Annotated in this window: 16 protein-coding genes; 6 read left to right on the top strand and 10 right to left on the bottom strand. The window is 54.7% G+C overall.

The features are described 5' to 3' along the window. Positions 1–5: 5 nt before the first annotated feature. From HMPREF3142_RS15975 to fdhD, 3 genes are all read right to left on the bottom strand, one after another. A complete protein-coding gene (locus HMPREF3142_RS15975) occupies positions 6–986 on the bottom strand; it encodes a 6-phosphofructokinase (RefSeq protein WP_070612218.1) in 981 nt (326 codons plus the stop codon). Between the two features lie 394 nt (positions 987–1,380). Further along, entirely contained in the window at positions 1,381–1,593 is a 213-nt protein-coding gene (locus HMPREF3142_RS15970) for a YdgH/BhsA/McbA-like domain containing protein (RefSeq protein ID WP_004127125.1), read from the bottom strand. 128 nt (positions 1,594–1,721) lie between these two features. Continuing rightward, complete coding sequence (gene fdhD, locus HMPREF3142_RS15965) at positions 1,722–2,558, bottom strand: formate dehydrogenase accessory sulfurtransferase FdhD (RefSeq protein ID WP_012969233.1); 837 nt, start codon at positions 2,556–2,558, stop codon at positions 1,722–1,724. A 156-nt stretch (positions 2,559–2,714) separates the two neighbouring features. Between fdhD and fdnG the strand changes: the two genes are divergently transcribed. Genes fdnG through fdhE form a run of 4 tightly spaced genes read left to right on the top strand, consistent with a single transcriptional unit; the run spans position 2,715 to position 8,238 of the window. Continuing rightward, entirely contained in the window at positions 2,715–5,765 is a 3,051-nt protein-coding gene (fdnG, locus tag HMPREF3142_RS15955; RefSeq protein ID WP_086631404.1) for a formate dehydrogenase-N subunit alpha, read from the top strand. 12 nt (positions 5,766–5,777) lie between these two features. Next, entirely contained in the window at positions 5,778–6,680 is a 903-nt protein-coding gene (fdxH, locus tag HMPREF3142_RS15950) for a formate dehydrogenase subunit beta (protein ID WP_002882822.1), read from the top strand. After that, a complete protein-coding gene (gene fdoI, locus HMPREF3142_RS15945; protein WP_008807902.1) occupies positions 6,677–7,312 on the top strand; it encodes a formate dehydrogenase cytochrome b556 subunit in 636 nt (211 codons plus the stop codon). The genes fdxH and fdoI overlap by 4 nt, the downstream gene beginning before the upstream one ends. Continuing rightward, positions 7,309–8,238 carry a formate dehydrogenase accessory protein FdhE gene (gene fdhE / locus HMPREF3142_RS15940; RefSeq protein WP_004150358.1) on the top strand — a complete coding sequence of 310 codons (930 nt, stop codon included), beginning with the start codon at positions 7,309–7,311 and terminating at the stop codon, positions 8,236–8,238. The genes fdoI and fdhE overlap by 4 nt, the downstream gene beginning before the upstream one ends. Before the next feature lie 172 nt (positions 8,239–8,410). On the opposite strand, the gene HMPREF3142_RS15935 is transcribed toward fdhE, so the two are convergent. After that, the gene (locus tag HMPREF3142_RS15935) at positions 8,411–8,794 is read right to left on the bottom strand and encodes a type II toxin-antitoxin system VapC family toxin (protein ID WP_008807903.1); all 384 of its coding nucleotides are present in this window, start codon (positions 8,792–8,794) and stop codon (positions 8,411–8,413) included. Next, positions 8,794–9,036: a ribbon-helix-helix domain-containing protein gene (locus HMPREF3142_RS15930; protein ID WP_004150355.1), complete on the bottom strand. Its 243-nt coding sequence runs from the start codon at positions 9,034–9,036 to the stop codon at positions 8,794–8,796. The genes HMPREF3142_RS15935 and HMPREF3142_RS15930 overlap by 1 nt, the downstream gene beginning before the upstream one ends. Positions 9,037–9,240: 204 nt before the next feature. Here HMPREF3142_RS15930 and HMPREF3142_RS15925 point away from each other — a divergent pair, with 204 nt between their 5' ends. Continuing rightward, positions 9,241–10,158 carry an alpha/beta hydrolase gene (locus HMPREF3142_RS15925; RefSeq protein WP_032756518.1) on the top strand — a complete coding sequence of 306 codons (918 nt, stop codon included), beginning with the start codon at positions 9,241–9,243 and terminating at the stop codon, positions 10,156–10,158. A gap of 14 nt (positions 10,159–10,172) precedes the next feature. Here HMPREF3142_RS15925 and fabY read toward each other — a convergent pair whose 3' ends face one another. The 5 genes from fabY to typA all read right to left on the bottom strand — a co-directional run bounded on the left by fabY (position 10,173) and on the right by typA (position 15,004). Then, entirely contained in the window at positions 10,173–11,114 is a 942-nt protein-coding gene (gene fabY / locus HMPREF3142_RS15920; protein ID WP_046622720.1) for a fatty acid biosynthesis protein FabY, read from the bottom strand. A 44-nt stretch (positions 11,115–11,158) separates the two neighbouring features. Next, on the bottom strand, positions 11,159–11,596 hold the full coding sequence (gene dtd / locus HMPREF3142_RS15915; RefSeq protein WP_008807906.1) for a D-aminoacyl-tRNA deacylase: 438 nt from the start codon (positions 11,594–11,596) through the stop codon (positions 11,159–11,161). Then, on the bottom strand, positions 11,593–12,453 hold the full coding sequence (locus HMPREF3142_RS15910) for a virulence factor BrkB family protein (RefSeq protein ID WP_008807907.1): 861 nt from the start codon (positions 12,451–12,453) through the stop codon (positions 11,593–11,595). Before HMPREF3142_RS15910 ends, dtd begins: the two co-directional genes overlap by 4 nt. Next, entirely contained in the window at positions 12,447–13,046 is a 600-nt protein-coding gene (gene yihX / locus HMPREF3142_RS15905; RefSeq protein WP_064142974.1) for a glucose-1-phosphatase, read from the bottom strand. The genes HMPREF3142_RS15910 and yihX overlap by 7 nt, the downstream gene beginning before the upstream one ends. Positions 13,047–13,180: 134 nt before the next feature. Next, on the bottom strand, positions 13,181–15,004 hold the full coding sequence (gene typA / locus HMPREF3142_RS15900) for a ribosome-dependent GTPase TypA (protein WP_008807909.1): 1,824 nt from the start codon (positions 15,002–15,004) through the stop codon (positions 13,181–13,183). A 378-nt stretch (positions 15,005–15,382) separates the two neighbouring features. Here typA and glnA point away from each other — a divergent pair, with 378 nt between their 5' ends. Further along, positions 15,383–16,792, top strand: a complete 1,410-nt coding sequence (gene glnA / locus HMPREF3142_RS15895; protein ID WP_004203622.1) for a glutamate--ammonia ligase — start codon at positions 15,383–15,385, stop codon at positions 16,790–16,792. The last annotated feature ends 69 nt before the right edge of the window (positions 16,793–16,861 follow it).

The following is a 16,861-nucleotide window of genomic DNA, read 5'->3' as shown; positions in this document are numbered from 1 at the left end:
TCTCCTCAAATAATATTGAGTTGCTTGGCAAGTTTATAATGATGTCCTTCAGTATCGACCAGACGTTTTTTCATACTGACTAGATCAATCGGAATAGGTTTGTTACTGGAATTAATTATTATGGCTTTATTTTTCATACCTGACTGAATACAGCGAACCACTTCACTGGCCATAATGGTACCCTGATAAATCTCTTCACAGGTTGGATCACCGCTGCGTAAACCATAGCCGACGATCGTTTTACGGATACGGACACCTATTTGTGGTTCCAGCTGTTTAATCATGGTATCAATCGCCCCCTGAAAGCCGGGAGAGTACTCTTTGGTATAGCCTTCTGAGCAGAGGATCACGACGCTATTTTGCGTGCTCAGCTTCCGGGTAATCCGTTCCGCAAGCATGGTCAGCGGCATCTGTGCCTCCGGGATCAGGGCAATATCAGCATTACATTTAATGGCGGACTGTAACGTTAGTTCTCCACAATAGCCTCCTAATATCTCAATCATAAAAACCCGACCCGGCAGCGCTCTTCCGGTATTTCTTAAACGGGAGACTTCTTTAATAATTTGCTCACAGGCCGTGGAAAAACCAATCGTATAATCACTGCCATACACATCATTATCGATAGTCATCCCGACACCAAAGCAATTAATCTCAAATTCACTAAGGGTATTCAGAAACTGCAGGCTGCCATCCCCCCCGGCCATAATGAGCACATCAATACGCAGAGATTTAAGTTTTTTAGCAATGCTTTCATATTCACTGCGCTGCAGTTTGCGACTGGTTCGCCCCGAGGTAATGATCGGCACCGCGGTAATGGAGAAATCAACCAGATCGCGCCACGCCATATCCTGATGACTTTTCTCCAGTAGCCCTGGAATACCGCCATTAAACAGCGTGATATCGGCATTAGCCTGCCTGGCTATCTGGAATATAAAATTATTCATTCCCGAAACATCCCCGCCGCTAATAACGATGCCAATTTTCATGACGCTTCCTCGCTCATTTGCCTGACAACATTTTTCCCTGAGTACAAGCCTTCTATTTGCAATAAAGATCACATAATGCGTATTAAATTACGTCAGTGAATGGTTGACAGTAGCAGTGACATGCTTATTTCTGTGATAAACATCTCATTTAAAGAGGATGATCGCCATCGCTTTCTGTTTTTAATATCTTTATATTTCATAGCGTTAAAATATCGAGATATTCAGGCGTGCAGACCTTTCCTTTGCCGTTAATATAGGGATTTAAGAAAAGAACGGAAACGTGATTACTGCCACATTTTTTTCGTAGCAGAGGGGAATATCGGGTAATTTCGCCGATGCGGGAAGCGAAACAAAAAAAGCGCCCTAAGGCGCTCTTTCGACAGTAACTTTATGCTTATTTGTTCAGTTCCGCAGTCATATGCACGCGGTTGCCGGTAAAGGCTTCGGTAATTTTGTAAGACGAAGCGCCAGCAGCCTGCGCCTGAGCAGCGATTTTCGCTTCCGCACCATCCATCGTGGCAGCGGTGGCGGTCACGGTTTCAGCAGCGAATGAACCAAAAGAAGCGGCCAGTGCGATTACTGCGACAAAAGTTTTGATGCTTTTCATGATATAAACCCTTTCATTTAGTTGTTTAGATAAGGCGCCGTGCCTTGATGTGTTAAATAGTAGCCCGCACATCGCTAAACAAAAAGCGGAAGGATTTGCTGTCATTGTTCAAATTTATTGATCGATATTTAACCCGCAATTAAACGCTGCGGATGGGTGTAAACTGTCGCCCTGCCCGGCTTGCAAAAGCCCACCAGCGTCAGATTGCAGCGCTCGGCCACTTCCACCGCTAAGGTGGTGGCCGCCGAGACCGCGAACAGGATCTCGACGCCGCACATCGCGGCCTTCTGCACCATTTCATAGCTGGCGCGGCTGGAGACCAGCGCGGCGCCATGCTGCCAGTCCTCGCCAATTTCCGCGCGCTGGCCCAGCAGTTTATCCAGGGCGACATGCCGGCCAACGTCTTCAAAACCGCCCGCCAGCTCGCCAGTCGTCCTGACCCAGGCAGCCGCATGGGTACAGCCGGTGAGCCGGCCGACCGGTTGAAAGTCGTTAAGATGCGCCAGGGCGTGGTCGAGGTTGGCTAGATCGAACGTCTGAGTGAATGGTAGCGGCTGAACTGGCTTACCAATATCATTGAGCTGCTCGACGCCGCATACCCCGCAGCCGGTGCGCCCGGCCAGCGCGCGACGCCGGGCTTTGAGCCCCATAAAACGTCGGCTGGAGAGCTCAATCTGTACCTCAAGGCCATTGCACACCGACACCACGTCCATGCCGAAAATCTCCCGCCGATGCTCGATAATCCCTTCGGATAAGGAAAAGCCGACGGCGAATTGCTCCAGGTCTTTCGGCGTGGCCATCATCACCACATGGGAGATACCGTTGTAGACCAGCGCGACGGGAATTTCTTCGGCTAACTCGTCTGGCTGAGGGTGTTGCAGATCCTCGCGTTTCCAGAGGGAGACCTGGCGATATCCTGTGACATTCGTCACATTTTTGATTTGTTCGAGAGGCTTCTTGTTCACTTTGCTTTAACCGTATTGGAACAGGCATACACACAATGTGGTATTCTGTTTTTATCCCTTCAGGAATGAGGGAAATTAGCCCTAATTCTGAACCTTTGCGGCCTTCACCGCAAAGCAAATAACTACATGTGACAATGTCGAAACAAGGAGCGAACCATGCAGGTCAGCAGAAGGCAGTTCTTTAAGATCTGCGCTGGCGGTATGGCGGGAACCACGGCAGCAGCGCTGGGCTTTGCCCCGGCAACTGCGCTCGCGGAGACACGGCAGTACAAATTGCTGCGCACGCGAGAAACCCGTAACACCTGTACATACTGTTCTGTCGGCTGTGGGCTGTTGATGTATAGCCTCGGCGACGGCGCAAAAAACGCCAAAGCATCCATTTTCCATATCGAAGGCGATCCGGATCATCCGGTTAACCGTGGTGCGCTCTGCCCGAAAGGGGCCGGTCTGGTGGACTTTATCCATTCTGAAAGCCGCCTGAAATTCCCGGAATATCGCGCGCCAGGTTCCGATAAATGGCAGCAAATCAGCTGGGACGAAGCGTTTGATCGCATCGCCAAGCTGATGAAAGAGGACCGCGACGCCAACTTTATCGCGCAAAACGACGCCGGCACCACCGTCAACCGCTGGTTGACCACCGGGATGCTGTGCGCCTCCGCCTCCAGTAACGAAACCGGTTATTTAACGCAAAAATTCACCCGCGCCCTCGGGATGCTGGCGGTGGATAACCAGGCGCGTGTCTGACACGGACCAACGGTAGCAAGTCTTGCTCCAACATTTGGTCGCGGTGCGATGACCAACCACTGGGTGGATATTAAGAACGCCAACCTGATCGTGGTGATGGGCGGTAACGCCGCAGAAGCGCATCCGGTGGGGTTCCGCTGGGCGATGGAAGCCAAAATTCATAATGGCGCCAAGCTCATCGTTATCGATCCGCGCTTTACGCGTACGGCGTCGGTGGCTGACTTCTATACCCCAATTCGTTCCGGTACCGACATAACCTTCCTGTCGGGCGTGATCCTGTACCTGCTGAATAACGAAAAATTCAACCGCGAATACACCGAAGCCTACACCAACGCCAGCCTGATCGTGCGTGAGGACTACAGCTTCGACGACGGGCTGTTCAGCGGCTATAACGCAGAAAAACGCCAGTACGACAAAACCAGCTGGAACTATGAGCTGGATGAGAACGGCTTCGCCAAACGCGATACCACGCTGCAACATCCGCGCTGCGTCTGGAACCTGCTGAAGCAGCACGTTTCTCGTTATACCCCGGATGTAGTCGAAAACATCTGCGGTACGCCGAAGGCCGACTTCCTTAAAGTTTGCGAATACATTGCCGAAACCAGCGCGCCGGATAAGACCGCGTCGTTCCTGTATGCTCTCGGCTGGACCCAGCACTCCATCGGCGCACAGAACATCCGCACCATGGCGATGATCCAGCTGCTGCTCGGCAACATGGGGATGGCCGGCGGCGGTGTCAACGCCCTGCGCGGTCACTCCAATATCCAGGGTCTGACCGACCTCGGCCTGCTCTCCACCAGCCTGCCGGGCTACATGTCGCTGCCGAATGAAAAACAGGCCGACCTGCAGACCTACCTGACGGCTAACACGCCGAAGCCGCTGCTGAAAGACCAGGTCAACTACTGGGGCAACTATCCGAAGTTCTTCGTCTCCATGATGAAAGCCTTCTTCGGCGACAAAGCTACGGCAGAAAACAGCTGGGGCTTTGACTGGCTGCCGAAGTGGGATAAGAGCTACGACGTTCTGCAGTATTTCGAGATGATGAATCAGGGCAAAGTGAATGGCTATATTTGCCAGGGCTTTAACCCGGTCGCCTCGTTCCCGAACAAAAACAAGGTGGTGGCTTCTCTGTCGAAGCTGAAGTTCCTTGTGACCATCGACCCGTTGAACACCGAAACGTCCACCTTCTGGCAAAACCACGGTGAGTCGAACGATGTTGACCCGTCGAAAATCCAGACCGAAGTGTTCCGCCTGCCCTCCACCTGTTTCGCTGAAGAGAACGGGTCGATCGTCAACTCCGGCCGCTGGCTGCAGTGGCACTGGAAAGGCGCGGACGCCCCGGGGATCGCTGTCACCGATGGTGAAATCCTCGCCGGTATCTTCATTCGCCTGCGTAAGATGTATGCCGACGAGGGTGGCCCGGCGCCGGAGCCGGTGCTCAACATGACGTGGAACTACTCCACTCCGCACGAGCCGGCATCTGAAGAAGTGGCGATGGAAAGCAACGGTAAAGCGCTGGCGGATATCACCGACCCGGCGACCGGCGCGGTGATCGTTAAGAAAGGGCAGCAGTTGAGCTCCTTTGCCCAGCTGCGCGATGATGGCACCACCTCCAGCGGCTGCTGGATCTTCGCCGGTAGCTGGACGCCAGACGGCAACCAGATGGCGCGCCGCGATAACGCCGATCCGTCAGGCCTCGGCAACACGCTGGGTTGGGCCTGGGCCTGGCCGCTCAACCGCCGCATCCTGTATAACCGCGCCTCCGCGGACCCGCAGGGCAAACCGTGGGATCCTAAACGTCAGTTGCTGAAGTGGGACGGCGCCAAATGGGGTGGCGTGGATATTCCGGACTACAGCGCCGCCGCGCCTGGCAGCGACGTCGGTCCGTTTATCATGCAGCCGGAAGGGATGGGCCGTCTGTTCGCTATCGATAAGATGGCGGAAGGACCGTTCCCGGAACACTACGAGCCGTTTGAAACGCCGCTGGGGACTAACCCGCTGCATCCGAACGTGGTCTCTAACCCGGCCGCTCGCGTCTTCAAAGGCGATCTCGAGCAGATGGGCAAAGCGGACAAATTCCCGTACGTCGGCACCACTTACCGCCTGACCGAACACTTCCACTACTGGACCAAGCACGCGTTGCTTAACGCCATCGCGCAGCCGGAGCAGTTTGTGGAGATCGGTGAAAAACTGGCGAATAAGCTCGGCATCGGCCACGGCGATACCGTGAAAGTTTCCTCTAACCGCGGCTATATCAAAGCCAAGGCAGTGGTGACCAAGCGTATTCGCACGCTGAAAGTTGACGGTAAGGATATCGATACCATCGGCATTCCTATTCACTGGGGCTATGAGGGCGTAGCGAAAAAAGGCTTTATTGCTAATACCCTGACGCCGTTCGTCGGTGATGCAAATACGCAGACACCGGAGTTCAAAGCTTTCCTCGTGAACGTGGAAAAGGTGTAACGGAGACGACTTATGGCTTATCAATCGCAAGATATTATTCGTCGTTCCGCGACTAACGGTTTCACCCCCGCGCCTCAGGCGCGGGACCACCAGCAGGAGGTGGCGAAGCTTATCGACGTCACCACCTGTATCGGCTGCAAAGCCTGTCAGGTGGCCTGCTCCGAATGGAACGATATTCGTGATGAAGTCGGTCACAACGTCGGGGTGTATGACAACCCGGCGGACCTGACCGCCAAGTCATGGACGGTCATGCGCTTCTCGGAAGTGGAACAAAACGACAAGCTGGAATGGCTCATTCGCAAGGATGGCTGCATGCATTGCGCGGACCCGGGCTGCCTGAAGGCCTGCCCGTCAGAAGGCGCGATCATTCAGTACGCCAACGGTATCGTCGACTTCCAGTCCGAGCAGTGCATCGGCTGCGGCTACTGTATCGCCGGCTGTCCGTTCGATGTACCGCGTCTGAACCCGGAAGACAACCGCGTCTACAAATGTACCCTGTGCGTAGACCGCGTGACCGTCGGCCAGGAGCCTGCCTGCGTGAAAACCTGTCCGACCGGCGCAATCCACTTTGGCTCCAAAGAGGATATGAAAACGCTGGCCGGTGAACGCGTGGCTGAGCTGAAAACCCGCGGTTATGACAATGCGGGCCTGTACGATCCGGCCGGCGTCGGCGGCACCCACGTCATGTACGTGCTGCACCATGCCGACAAGCCGAATCTGTACCATGGCCTGCCGGAAAACCCGGAGATCAGCCAGACCGTGAAGTTCTGGAAAGGCATCTGGAAACCGCTGGCGGCCGTCGGCTTCGCCGCGACCTTCGCAGCCAGTATCTTCCACTACGTCGGCGTCGGTCCGAACCGCGCGGAAGAGGAAGAGGACAACCTGCATGAAGAGAAAGACGAGGTGCGCAAATGAAAAGACGTGACACCATCGTGCGCTACACGGCGCCGGAACGCATCAACCACTGGGTCACCGCCTTCTGCTTCGTCCTGGCGGCAGTGAGCGGGTTAGGCTTTTTCTTCCCGTCCTTTAACTGGCTGATGCATATTCTCGGTACGCCGCAGCTGGCGCGTATTCTCCACCCGTTCGTCGGGGTGGTGATGTTCGCGTCGTTTATCATCATGTTTTTCCGTTACTGGCACCACAACCTAATCAATCGGGATGATATCTTTTGGGCGAAGAATATTCGTAAGATCGTCGTCAACGAGGAGGTGGGCGATACCGGGCGCTATAACTTCGGCCAGAAATGCGTGTTCTGGGCGGCGATTATTTTGCTGGTACTGCTGCTGGTGAGCGGTGTGATCATCTGGCGTCCGTATTTTGCGCCGGCTTTCTCAATCCCGGTGATCCGATTTGCGCTGATGCTGCATTCATTTGCCGCAGTGGCGTTAATTGTGGTTATCATGGTGCATATCTACGCCGCCCTCTGGGTGAAAGGCACCATTACCGCGATGGTGGAAGGCTGGGTTACCAAAACGTGGGCGAAGAAACATCACCCGCGCTGGTACCGAGAGGTCCGCCAGAAACAGGAAAAGTCATCTGAATGAGTATTCGCATAATCCCGCAAGACGAGCTGGGTTCGAGCGAGAAACGCACGGCGGAAGCAATTCCGCCGTTACTGTTCCCCAGGCTGAAAAATCTTTATAACCGCCGCGCTGAACGCCTGCGTGAGCTGGCCGCCAACAACCCGCTGGGCGATTACCTGCGCTTTGCCGCGCTGATCGCCCATGCCCAGGAAGTGGTGCTGTACGACCATCCGCTGCAGATGGATCTGACGGCTCGCATTAAAGCGGCCAGCGAACAGGGTAAACCGCCGCTGGATATCCACGTTCTGCCGCGCGACAAGCACTGGCACAAGCTGTTGCACTCGCTGATTGCCGAGCTGAAGCCGGAAATGAGCGGCCCGGCGCTGGCGGTCATTGAGAATCTGGAAAAAGCCTCTGAGCAGGAGCTGGAGCAGATGGCCAGCGCGCTGTTTGTTTCCGACTTCGCCTCCGTCAGCAGTGATAAAGCGCCGTTCATCTGGGCCGCGTTGTCGCTCTACTGGGCGCAGATGGCCAGCCTGATCCCGGGGAAAGCGCGCGCCGAATACGGCGAACAGCGTCAGTTCTGCCCGGTATGCGGCTCGATGCCGGTCTCCAGCATCGTGCAGATCGGCACCACTCAGGGGCTGCGCTATCTGCACTGCAACCTGTGCGAAACCGAGTGGCACGTGGTGCGCGTCAAGTGCAGCAACTGTGAACAGAGCCGCGACCTGCACTACTGGTCGCTGGACAACGAGCAGGCAGCGGTGAAAGCCGAAAGCTGTGGCGACTGCGGAACCTACCTGAAGATTATGTATCAGGAGAAGGATCCGAAAGTCGAAGCCGTCGCCGACGATTTGGCGTCCCTGGTGCTCGACGCCCGTATGGAACAGGAAGGCTTCGCCAGGAGCTCAATTAACCCGTTCATGTTCCCCGGCGAAGGGGAGTAAGTTCTGCGGTGTGATTTCGGGCGGCTCTTGCCGCCCGCTTTCCTTCTTGCGACACGAGCGTAGGCAAGGATGACTACCCGAGCCACTGACTGTCATCAGAGGTCAGCCTTTGGCTGGACACACTCGTTTCAGACGAGTTTGTCGCTCACTTGTCGTCCTCCTGCCACTCGAATTATTCAGGGTGTAGTTCGTACGGCGTGACTACGCCAGGAATACCGGCAAAATCCTTCGTATTCCGCGTAATCAGTTCCAGACGATGGAGTTGCGCCGTCGCCAGAATGATGGCATCCGGCAGCTTAAGCTTATACTCCTGCCGCAGCGCAACGCTTCGCTCTGCAATATCCTGTGAGATGTTAATGATATTAAAGGTGCTTAGCGCCATTCGCGTGCGCTGCTCCTGGTGATATTTTTTAGCGCCAACCATCACCTCCATCCAGGTAATCAGACTGATCGCATTCTGCGGTGGCCAGGCCTCCAGCGCCTGTTTGGCTTCGCGACGCCCGCTAAATAAATCAATAAGAATATTGGTATCAAAAAGCGCAGATCCGGAGGTCATTACCACTCCTTGCGTAGCTGACGTTGATATTCCATGCCGTCTTCTTCGCAGTCTTGCCACAGACCCAGCGCACTGGAGATGGTATCTTTAGCTCGATCTTGTTTCTCCAGATATTGTTCAACCGCTTCACGTAACAGTTCCGCTCGCGGAATGTTACGCTGCACTTTGAGGTCATCGAGACGTTGAATGACATCGTCTGATAAATCGAGAAGAATTCTGCCCATATCCCTTTCAGCCATCATGCTCATATATACCTCAAGTATATCACCAGTGATGAAGTTATGAGCAATCTACAGCTTTTGAAATCGGAAACAAAAAGGATTTTGCCAGGTAAACGCATTTTTGCGAGCCGCTTTCCATAATGCACAAGCGACCTCAACAGGCCTGTCTTTTCGCCATAATCCAGGCTATAACACTGGATATTAAAACAGTACAAGGAACTTCATATGGCGCTGGAGAAAGGGATTGCTTCGCTGGTTGAGGCATTTATTGCGGCAGGTCGTCCGTCATCGCGCGATCAACATATTGATGATCGGAGGGCCGGCTATATCGCCAGTACAGTACTCGCCGGGGAGACGGAAACGCGAGTGCGGGTGGAGGATATCACCCTGGAGGGGATGCACTTCCGCGTCGTTTCACCGCCCACTGCCGACGGCCTGCTACCCACGCTTATCTACTACCACGGCGGCTGTTTTGTCAGCGGCGGCTTTACCACCCACGATAACCAACTCCGTCAGTTAGCCATGTTCAGCGGTTGCCGGGTGATCGCTGTACAGTACCGCCTGGCGCCGGAGCATACCTTTCCGGCGGCGCACGATGATGCAGAACGAGGTGCTACGATTATTCACCAGCACGCAAAGCAGCTTGGCGTTGATGCCTCGCGTATCACGCTGGCCGGCGACAGCGCCGGCGGGCACCTCGCCCTGGTCACGGCTCTGCGCCTGAAAGCGAAAGCGGCGTGGCATCCTGCACAACTGATTCTGATTTATCCGATGCTTGACCCCACCGCCAGCATGGCGAGCTACCTCAGCAATGGCGATGACTATGTGATTACCCGGGACACGCTACTGAGCGGCTACGAAATATACCTCGCCTCGACGCTGGCAAACCATCCGGATGCCAGTCCGCTCTGGCGCGAAGATTTTAACGGGCTGCCACCGGTGCATATTCTGACGGCGGAGTTCGATCCTTTACGCGATGAGGGCGAAGTGCTGTACCGAAGGCTGACGGAGCAAGGGGTGGAGAGTTCCTGTCAGCGTTATCTGGGGGTGATCCACGGCTTCTTTCAGCTGGGTGGCGTCAGCCACGCCGCGCGTGATGCTATGCGGGATATCGCCTGGCGTGTGGCATCGCCAGGACGATAACGGCCAGAGGGCACTTACTCTTCCTCGTTGCCGCCCTCTTCGTACGAACCAAAAGGCTTCGCCGGCAGCACGATGTAGATCCCCTCGAAAACCGCACCCTGTTTATCATCGCCAAAAAGCTCCACCTGCATTTGCACGCGGGCTTTACGCCCACGCGCCAGGCGGTCGAGGTCGCCGCTCAGCGATCCCAGGTCGGCGATGGCGCTGGGGCGGCCGCTAATGGGCTGACTGTATCGAATATGCGCATCCGCCAAAATGATGGTGCCCCCCAGATGCCGCTCGCGCAGCATCAGCCAGATAAGTCCCCATCCTGTTAAGGTAGCGAGCGAAAACAGGCTACCGGCAAACAGCGTATGGTGCGGATTCTGGTTCCCCGCTTCCGGCATGGTGGTTATAAATTTCTGCCCGGTGTACTGCTGAATGCGTACGCCCATTTTTTCACTCAGCGGGATATGCTGATACCACGCCTGCTGGAGCTGCGCGCACCAGTCGCCACGGTGCAAAATATCGTCCAGCGACGCGATCGGTTTGATCATCAGAAAATGACGGATCGGCGTGGTGGTCGGGGTAGTGATCTCCCCCTGATTGACAAAGCCAAGCTTGGCGAAAAACTCCACCGCATCTTCGCGGGCGCTACAGGTGACCCGCTTCACCCCTTCCTGACGCGCTACCGACTCCAGGGTCATCGCCATCAGCGTCCCCAGCCCTTTATCCTGTACGGAGGGATGAACGGCCATAAAGCGAATGGAGGCTTCATTTTCCGCATTGATATATAGCCGACCGATGGCGACCAGATTACCCTCTTCATCCACCACCATCTGATGATGCGCCATCGCATCCCAGGCGTCGCGTTCCGATCCTTTAGGCTGATGCAGCGGCTTACGCAGCATCTCCCAGCGGAACTGATAGTAGCTCTCTAACTCTTCTGCTGTTTGCGGTACACGAAGGTGATACATAGTCGTACTCTCTTTTGTTACCCGCAGCCTGCCCGGAAGCTGGGTCATACCTGCAACCAAAAGGTCACGGGACCATCATTGACCAAAGAAACCTGCATATCCGCAGCGAATCTTCCGGTCTGGGTGTTCATTTCCTGCTGGCGACAGCGGGCGACGAAATACTCATACAGCGCCTCGGCGCGGTCAGGGGCAGCGCCTTTCGAGAAACTCGGTCGCATCCCCCGCTCGGTATCCGCCGCCAGCGTAAATTGCGAAACCACCAGCACGCTGCCGCCCGCCTGCTGGACATTCAGGTTCATTTTCCCGTCCGCATCGCTGAAGATGCGGTAGCCCAGCACCCGTTCACAAAGGCGATTCGCCTTTTGTTCATCATCGTCTTTCTCGACGCCCAGCAGCACCAGAAGCCCCGGACCAATTTCGCCCGTCACTTCATCCTCCACGGTAACGCTTGCACGGGATACGCGTTGAATTAATGCAATCATGGTTGTTCTGTTTCTTCTGTTTTAAGTTTGCGGTATTCACCGAGAGTGACAGTAATTTCAGCGCCAAGCAAGACGATACACCAGGTCCAGTACACCCAGACGAACAAAATCGGCACCACCGAAATCACGCCATAAATTAACTGATAGGACGGAAAGGTGGTGATATAGAGGGCAAACGCTTTTTTACCTGCCTCGAACAGCAGCGCCGCCACCAGCGCCCCGATCACTGCATCGCGGTTACGCACCTGGGTGGTCGGTACAATACTGTAGAGCAGCCAGAATGCCGCCCATGAAAGGATCAGCGGGAAGAGGCGGAGTAGATTATCAATCACGCCGTCCAGATCGCTCGCCCAGCGCAGCGACAGCAGATACGAACTGATCGCCAGGCTGGCGCCTGCCAGCAACGGGCCAAGAGTCAGGATCATCCAGTAAACGGCAAAGGAGTAAACTTTGGGACGGCTGCGCGTGCTGCGCCAGATGGTGTTTAGCGCGCTGTCGATCGAGTACATCAGCAGCAGCGAGGTGACGATCAGGCCAAACGCGCCTACGGCGGTCATACGGCTGGAGTTAGCCACGAACTGTTCGATATACCCCTGAATCACATCCCCGGTCGCCGGAATAAAATTGGCGAAGATAAAATGGCGAATCTGCACGCTGACTTCGGAAAACATGGGAAAGGCCGCAAACAGCGCGAACACGACGGCTATCAGCGGCACCAGGGAAAGTAATGACACATAGGCGAGGTTCCCCGCCAGAGTCGTCATATGGTCTTCATCAATGCGCCGCCACAGCAGCTTAAGCCAAGCCAGCAGCGGCCGGGTATGGTGGTGTAATTTTTGCTGAACGGTTTTTAGCATAGCTGATTCGCGAAATAGTCAGGGATGGTCTTCTTCCCGGTCACCAGAATACTGGTGATCCCTAACCGGTTGGCCCCTGCTATATTATCGACGTTATCATCAAAAAAGACCGTATCTGCGGCGGAAAATCCCTCTTCTTCCAGTACTCGCAGATAAATTTGCGCTTCAGGCTTACGCAATCCCATCTCCTGTGACAGATAAATGCGATCGGCGGCAGCGCGCACTTCCGGGTATTCATCGGGCCAGAATGTGGTGTGAAGACGATTGGTATTGGAGAGCACCACCACCCGATGCCCCTGGGCACGAAGTTTATGCATGATGGTAATTACCTCCGGGCGCAGCGCGACAAATACCGCCTGCCAGCCGTGAGCAAACTGCTCATAGCTGAGGGACATATTCATTTCATGACACATGGCGGCGGCAAAGTCTTCATCGCTAATCTCGCCACGCTCATGCTGGTGGAAAGCCTCTCCCATGGTGAAATGCTGCTTCAGCGTCGCCAGCGGGATGCGGGTTAAATCACTCCAGGCTCCCAATACCCGGTTGAAGTCAATGTCGACAATCACATTACCTAAATCAAAGATATAGAGCATTTTTGTCTCCTTCCGCGCCGTGGAAAATTAACTTTAGCGGGAAAGGCAGGATTTGACTATTGGCGTATGATGCAGGAATGAAAAAAAGAAACCCCGCCGGAGAGGCGGGGTTTAGCGAACAACAAGAAGAAAAATTACTCTTCTTTTGCACCGCGCATTGCGCGTTTACGGTCGTTCTCAGTCAGGTGACGTTTACGGATACGGATAGACGTAGGGGTCACTTCTACCAGTTCGTCGTCATCGATGAACTCCAGAGCCTGCTCCAGGGTCATCTTAATCGGCGGAACCAGAACCGTTGCTTCGTCAGTACCGGACGCACGCATGTTGGTCAGTTTCTTACCGGTCAGGCAGTTTACCGTCAGGTCGTTAGAGCGACTGTGAATACCGATGATCTGGCCTTCGTAAACTTCAGCGCCGTGGCCGAGGAACAGCTTACCGCGATCCTGCAGACCGAACAGGGCGAACGCAACCGCTTTACCCTGACCGTTAGAGATCAGTACGCCGTTGTTACGCTGACCCACTTCGCCCGGACGAACGTCGTCGTAGTGGCTGAAGGTGGAGTACAGCAGACCGGTACCAGAAGTCATGGTCATGAACTCTGAACGGAAGCCGATCAGACCACGGCTTGGGATCACGTAGTCGAGACGTACGCGGCCTTTACCGTCTGGATTCATGTTTTTCAGGTCGCCTTTACGCTCGCCCAGCGCCTGCATGACAGAACCCTGGTGCTGCTCTTCGACGTCCAGCGTCACGTTTTCGAACGGCTCTTGTTTACGGCCATCGATTTCGCGGAAGATAACTTTCGGACGGGAAACCGCCATCTCGAAACCTTCACGACGCATGTTTTCAATCAGAACGGACAGGTGCAGTTCACCACGGCCGGAAACGCGGAACGCATCAGCGTCTTCGGTTTCTTCAACGCGCAGCGCCACGTTGTGCACCAGCTCTTTGTTCAGACGGTCCAGGATCTGGCGAGAGGTAACGAACTTACCTTCTTTACCGCAGAACGGCGAGGTGTTGACGTTGAAGAACATGGTTACGGTCGGCTCATCAACGGACAGTGCCGGCAGCGCTTCGACATTCTGCGGATCGCAGATGGTGTCGGAGATGTTCAGCTCGCCCAGACCGGTGATCGCGATGATGTCGCCAGCTTCGGCTACGTCACTCTCGATACGCTCCAGACCCAGGTGAGTCAGCACTTTACCGACTTTACCGTTACGGGTTTTGCCTTCGCTATCGATGATAGTGACCTGCTGGTTCGGCTTCACTTTACCGCGTTTGATGCGGCCGATACCGATGACGCCAACGTAGTTGTTGTAGTCCAGCTGGGAGATCTGCATCTGCAGCGGACCGTCAAGGTCAACGTCCGGCGCCGGCACGCGATCAACAATCGCCTGGTACAGCGGGGTCATGTCGTCAGCCATGTCTTCGTGGTCCAGGCCCGCGATACCGTTCAGCGCGGACGCGTAAACGATCGGGAAGTCCAGCTGTTCGTCGGTCGCATCAAGGTTAACGAACAGGTCGAAGACCTGATCGACAACCCAGTCCGGACGGGCGCCCGGGCGGTCAACTTTGTTGATGACCACGATCGGCTTCAGGCCGTGGGCAAAAGCTTTTTTGGTCACGAAGCGCGTTTGCGGCATCGGGCCATCAAAGGCATCGACCACCAGCAGCACAGAGTCAACCATGGACATAACACGCTCAACCTCACCTCCGAAGTCGGCGTGCCCTGGGGTATCAACGATGTTGATACGGTAATCATTCCATTTGATTGCGGTGTTTTTCGCGAGGATGGTAATCCCACGCTCTTTCTCCAAATCGTTGGAGTCCATCACACGTTCTTGTGCTTCAGTACGTGCGTCGAACGTACCGGATTGCTGTAGCAGCTTGTCAACCAGGGTAGTTTTACCATGGTCAACGTGCGCGATGATGGCGATATTACGCAGATTTTCGATCACAACTTTGCCTCAGGCATTAGAAATAGCGCGTTATTGTACACGTATTAAGCGAAGGACTGAACAGGATCACAAACATCCTCCGCAAACAAGTATTGCAGAGTTTCTTTGTGACCGCTTTCACGGAGCGATAAAAGGGCACCGTAACAAAAATTGCACCAAAATGGTGCTCAATGTTCACACTGAGGCACTACTTTGGTGCATTATCTCCATCATGGTGCAGTCCTTTTGCACTATGGTGCGCATGATACAGCGTTTTATAGGGCATTTAAAAGTTGGCACAGATTTCGCTTTATATTTTTTAAGGCAACAACGCCACTTTTAAGCAGTATGAAGTTTTCGTTACCACGACGACAATGACCAATCCGGGAGAGTTTAAGTATGTCCGCTGAACACGTTTTGACGATGCTGAACGAGCACGAAGTGAAGTTTGTCGATCTGCGCTTCACCGATACCAAAGGTAAAGAACAGCACGTCACGATTCCGTCTCATCAGGTAAATGCCGAATTCTTCGAAGAAGGCAAAATGTTTGATGGCTCCTCGATCGGTGGCTGGAAAGGTATCAACGAATCTGACATGGTCCTGATGCCGGACGCTTCCACCGCGGTCATTGACCCGTTCTACGAAGAACCGACCCTGATCATCCGCTGCGATATCCTCGAGCCAGGCACCCTGCAGGGCTATGACCGTGACCCGCGCTCCATCGCGAAACGCGCTGAAGAGTACCTGCGCGCCACCGGCATCGCTGACACCGTCCTGTTCGGGCCAGAACCAGAATTCTTCCTGTTCGACGACATCCGTTTTGGCGCCTCTATCTCCGGCTCCCATGTCGCGATCGATGACATCGAAGGTGCGTGGAACTCCTCCACCAAATACGAAGGCGGTAACAAAGGTCACCGTCCGGGCGTGAAAGGGGGTTACTTCCCGGTTCCGCCAGTAGACTCTTCTCAGGATATCCGTTCCACCATGTGTATGATCATGGAAGAGATGGGCCTGGTTGTTGAAGCTCACCACCACGAAGTGGCTACCGCAGGTCAGAACGAAGTGGCAACCCGCTTCAACACCATGACCAAAAAAGCGGACGAAATTCAGATTTACAAATACGTTGTTCACAACGTCGCTCACCGCTTCGGTAAAACCGCGACCTTTATGCCGAAACCAATGTTCGGCGATAACGGCTCCGGCATGCACTGCCATATGTCTCTGGCGAAAAACGGGACTAACCTGTTCTCCGGCGACAAATACGCAGGTCTGTCTGAGCAGGCGCTGTTCTACATCGGCGGCGTAATCAAACACGCTAAAGCTATCAACGCCCTGGCGAACCCGACCACCAACTCCTACAAGCGTCTGGTCCCGGGTTACGAAGCGCCGGTTATGCTGGCTTACTCTGCGCGTAACCGCTCTGCCTCCATCCGTATTCCGGTGGTGACCTCTCCGAAAGCGCGTCGTATCGAAGTGCGCTTCCCGGACCCGGCTGCCAACCCGTACCTGTGCTTTGCGGCGCTGCTGATGGCTGGCCTTGATGGTATCAAGAACAAAATCCATCCGGGCGAAGCAATGGACAAAAACCTGTATGACCTGCCGCCGGAAGAAGCGAAAGAGATCCCGCAGGTTGCAGGCTCTCTGGAAGAAGCCCTGCAGGCCCTGGATGCTGACCGCGAGTTCCTGACGGCTGGCGGCGTGTTCACCAATGACGCTATCGATGCTTACATCGCCCTGCGTCTGGAAGAGAACGACCGCGTACGCATGACTCCGCATCCGGTTGAGTTCGAACTGTACTACAGCGTCTAATTTTGCTGTAAATCCAGGGTATGTCGTGTTGTGGCGCGGGATGCCCGGGATATTTTGTTGCCGTGGAAA

It is taken from the genome of Klebsiella sp. HMSC16C06 (assembly GCF_001808325.1).
Lineage (GTDB): Bacteria > Pseudomonadota > Gammaproteobacteria > Enterobacterales > Enterobacteriaceae > Klebsiella > Klebsiella variicola.
The sequence above is the reverse complement of the archived record's forward strand: the minus strand, read 5'-3'. Positions and strand labels throughout refer to the sequence as shown.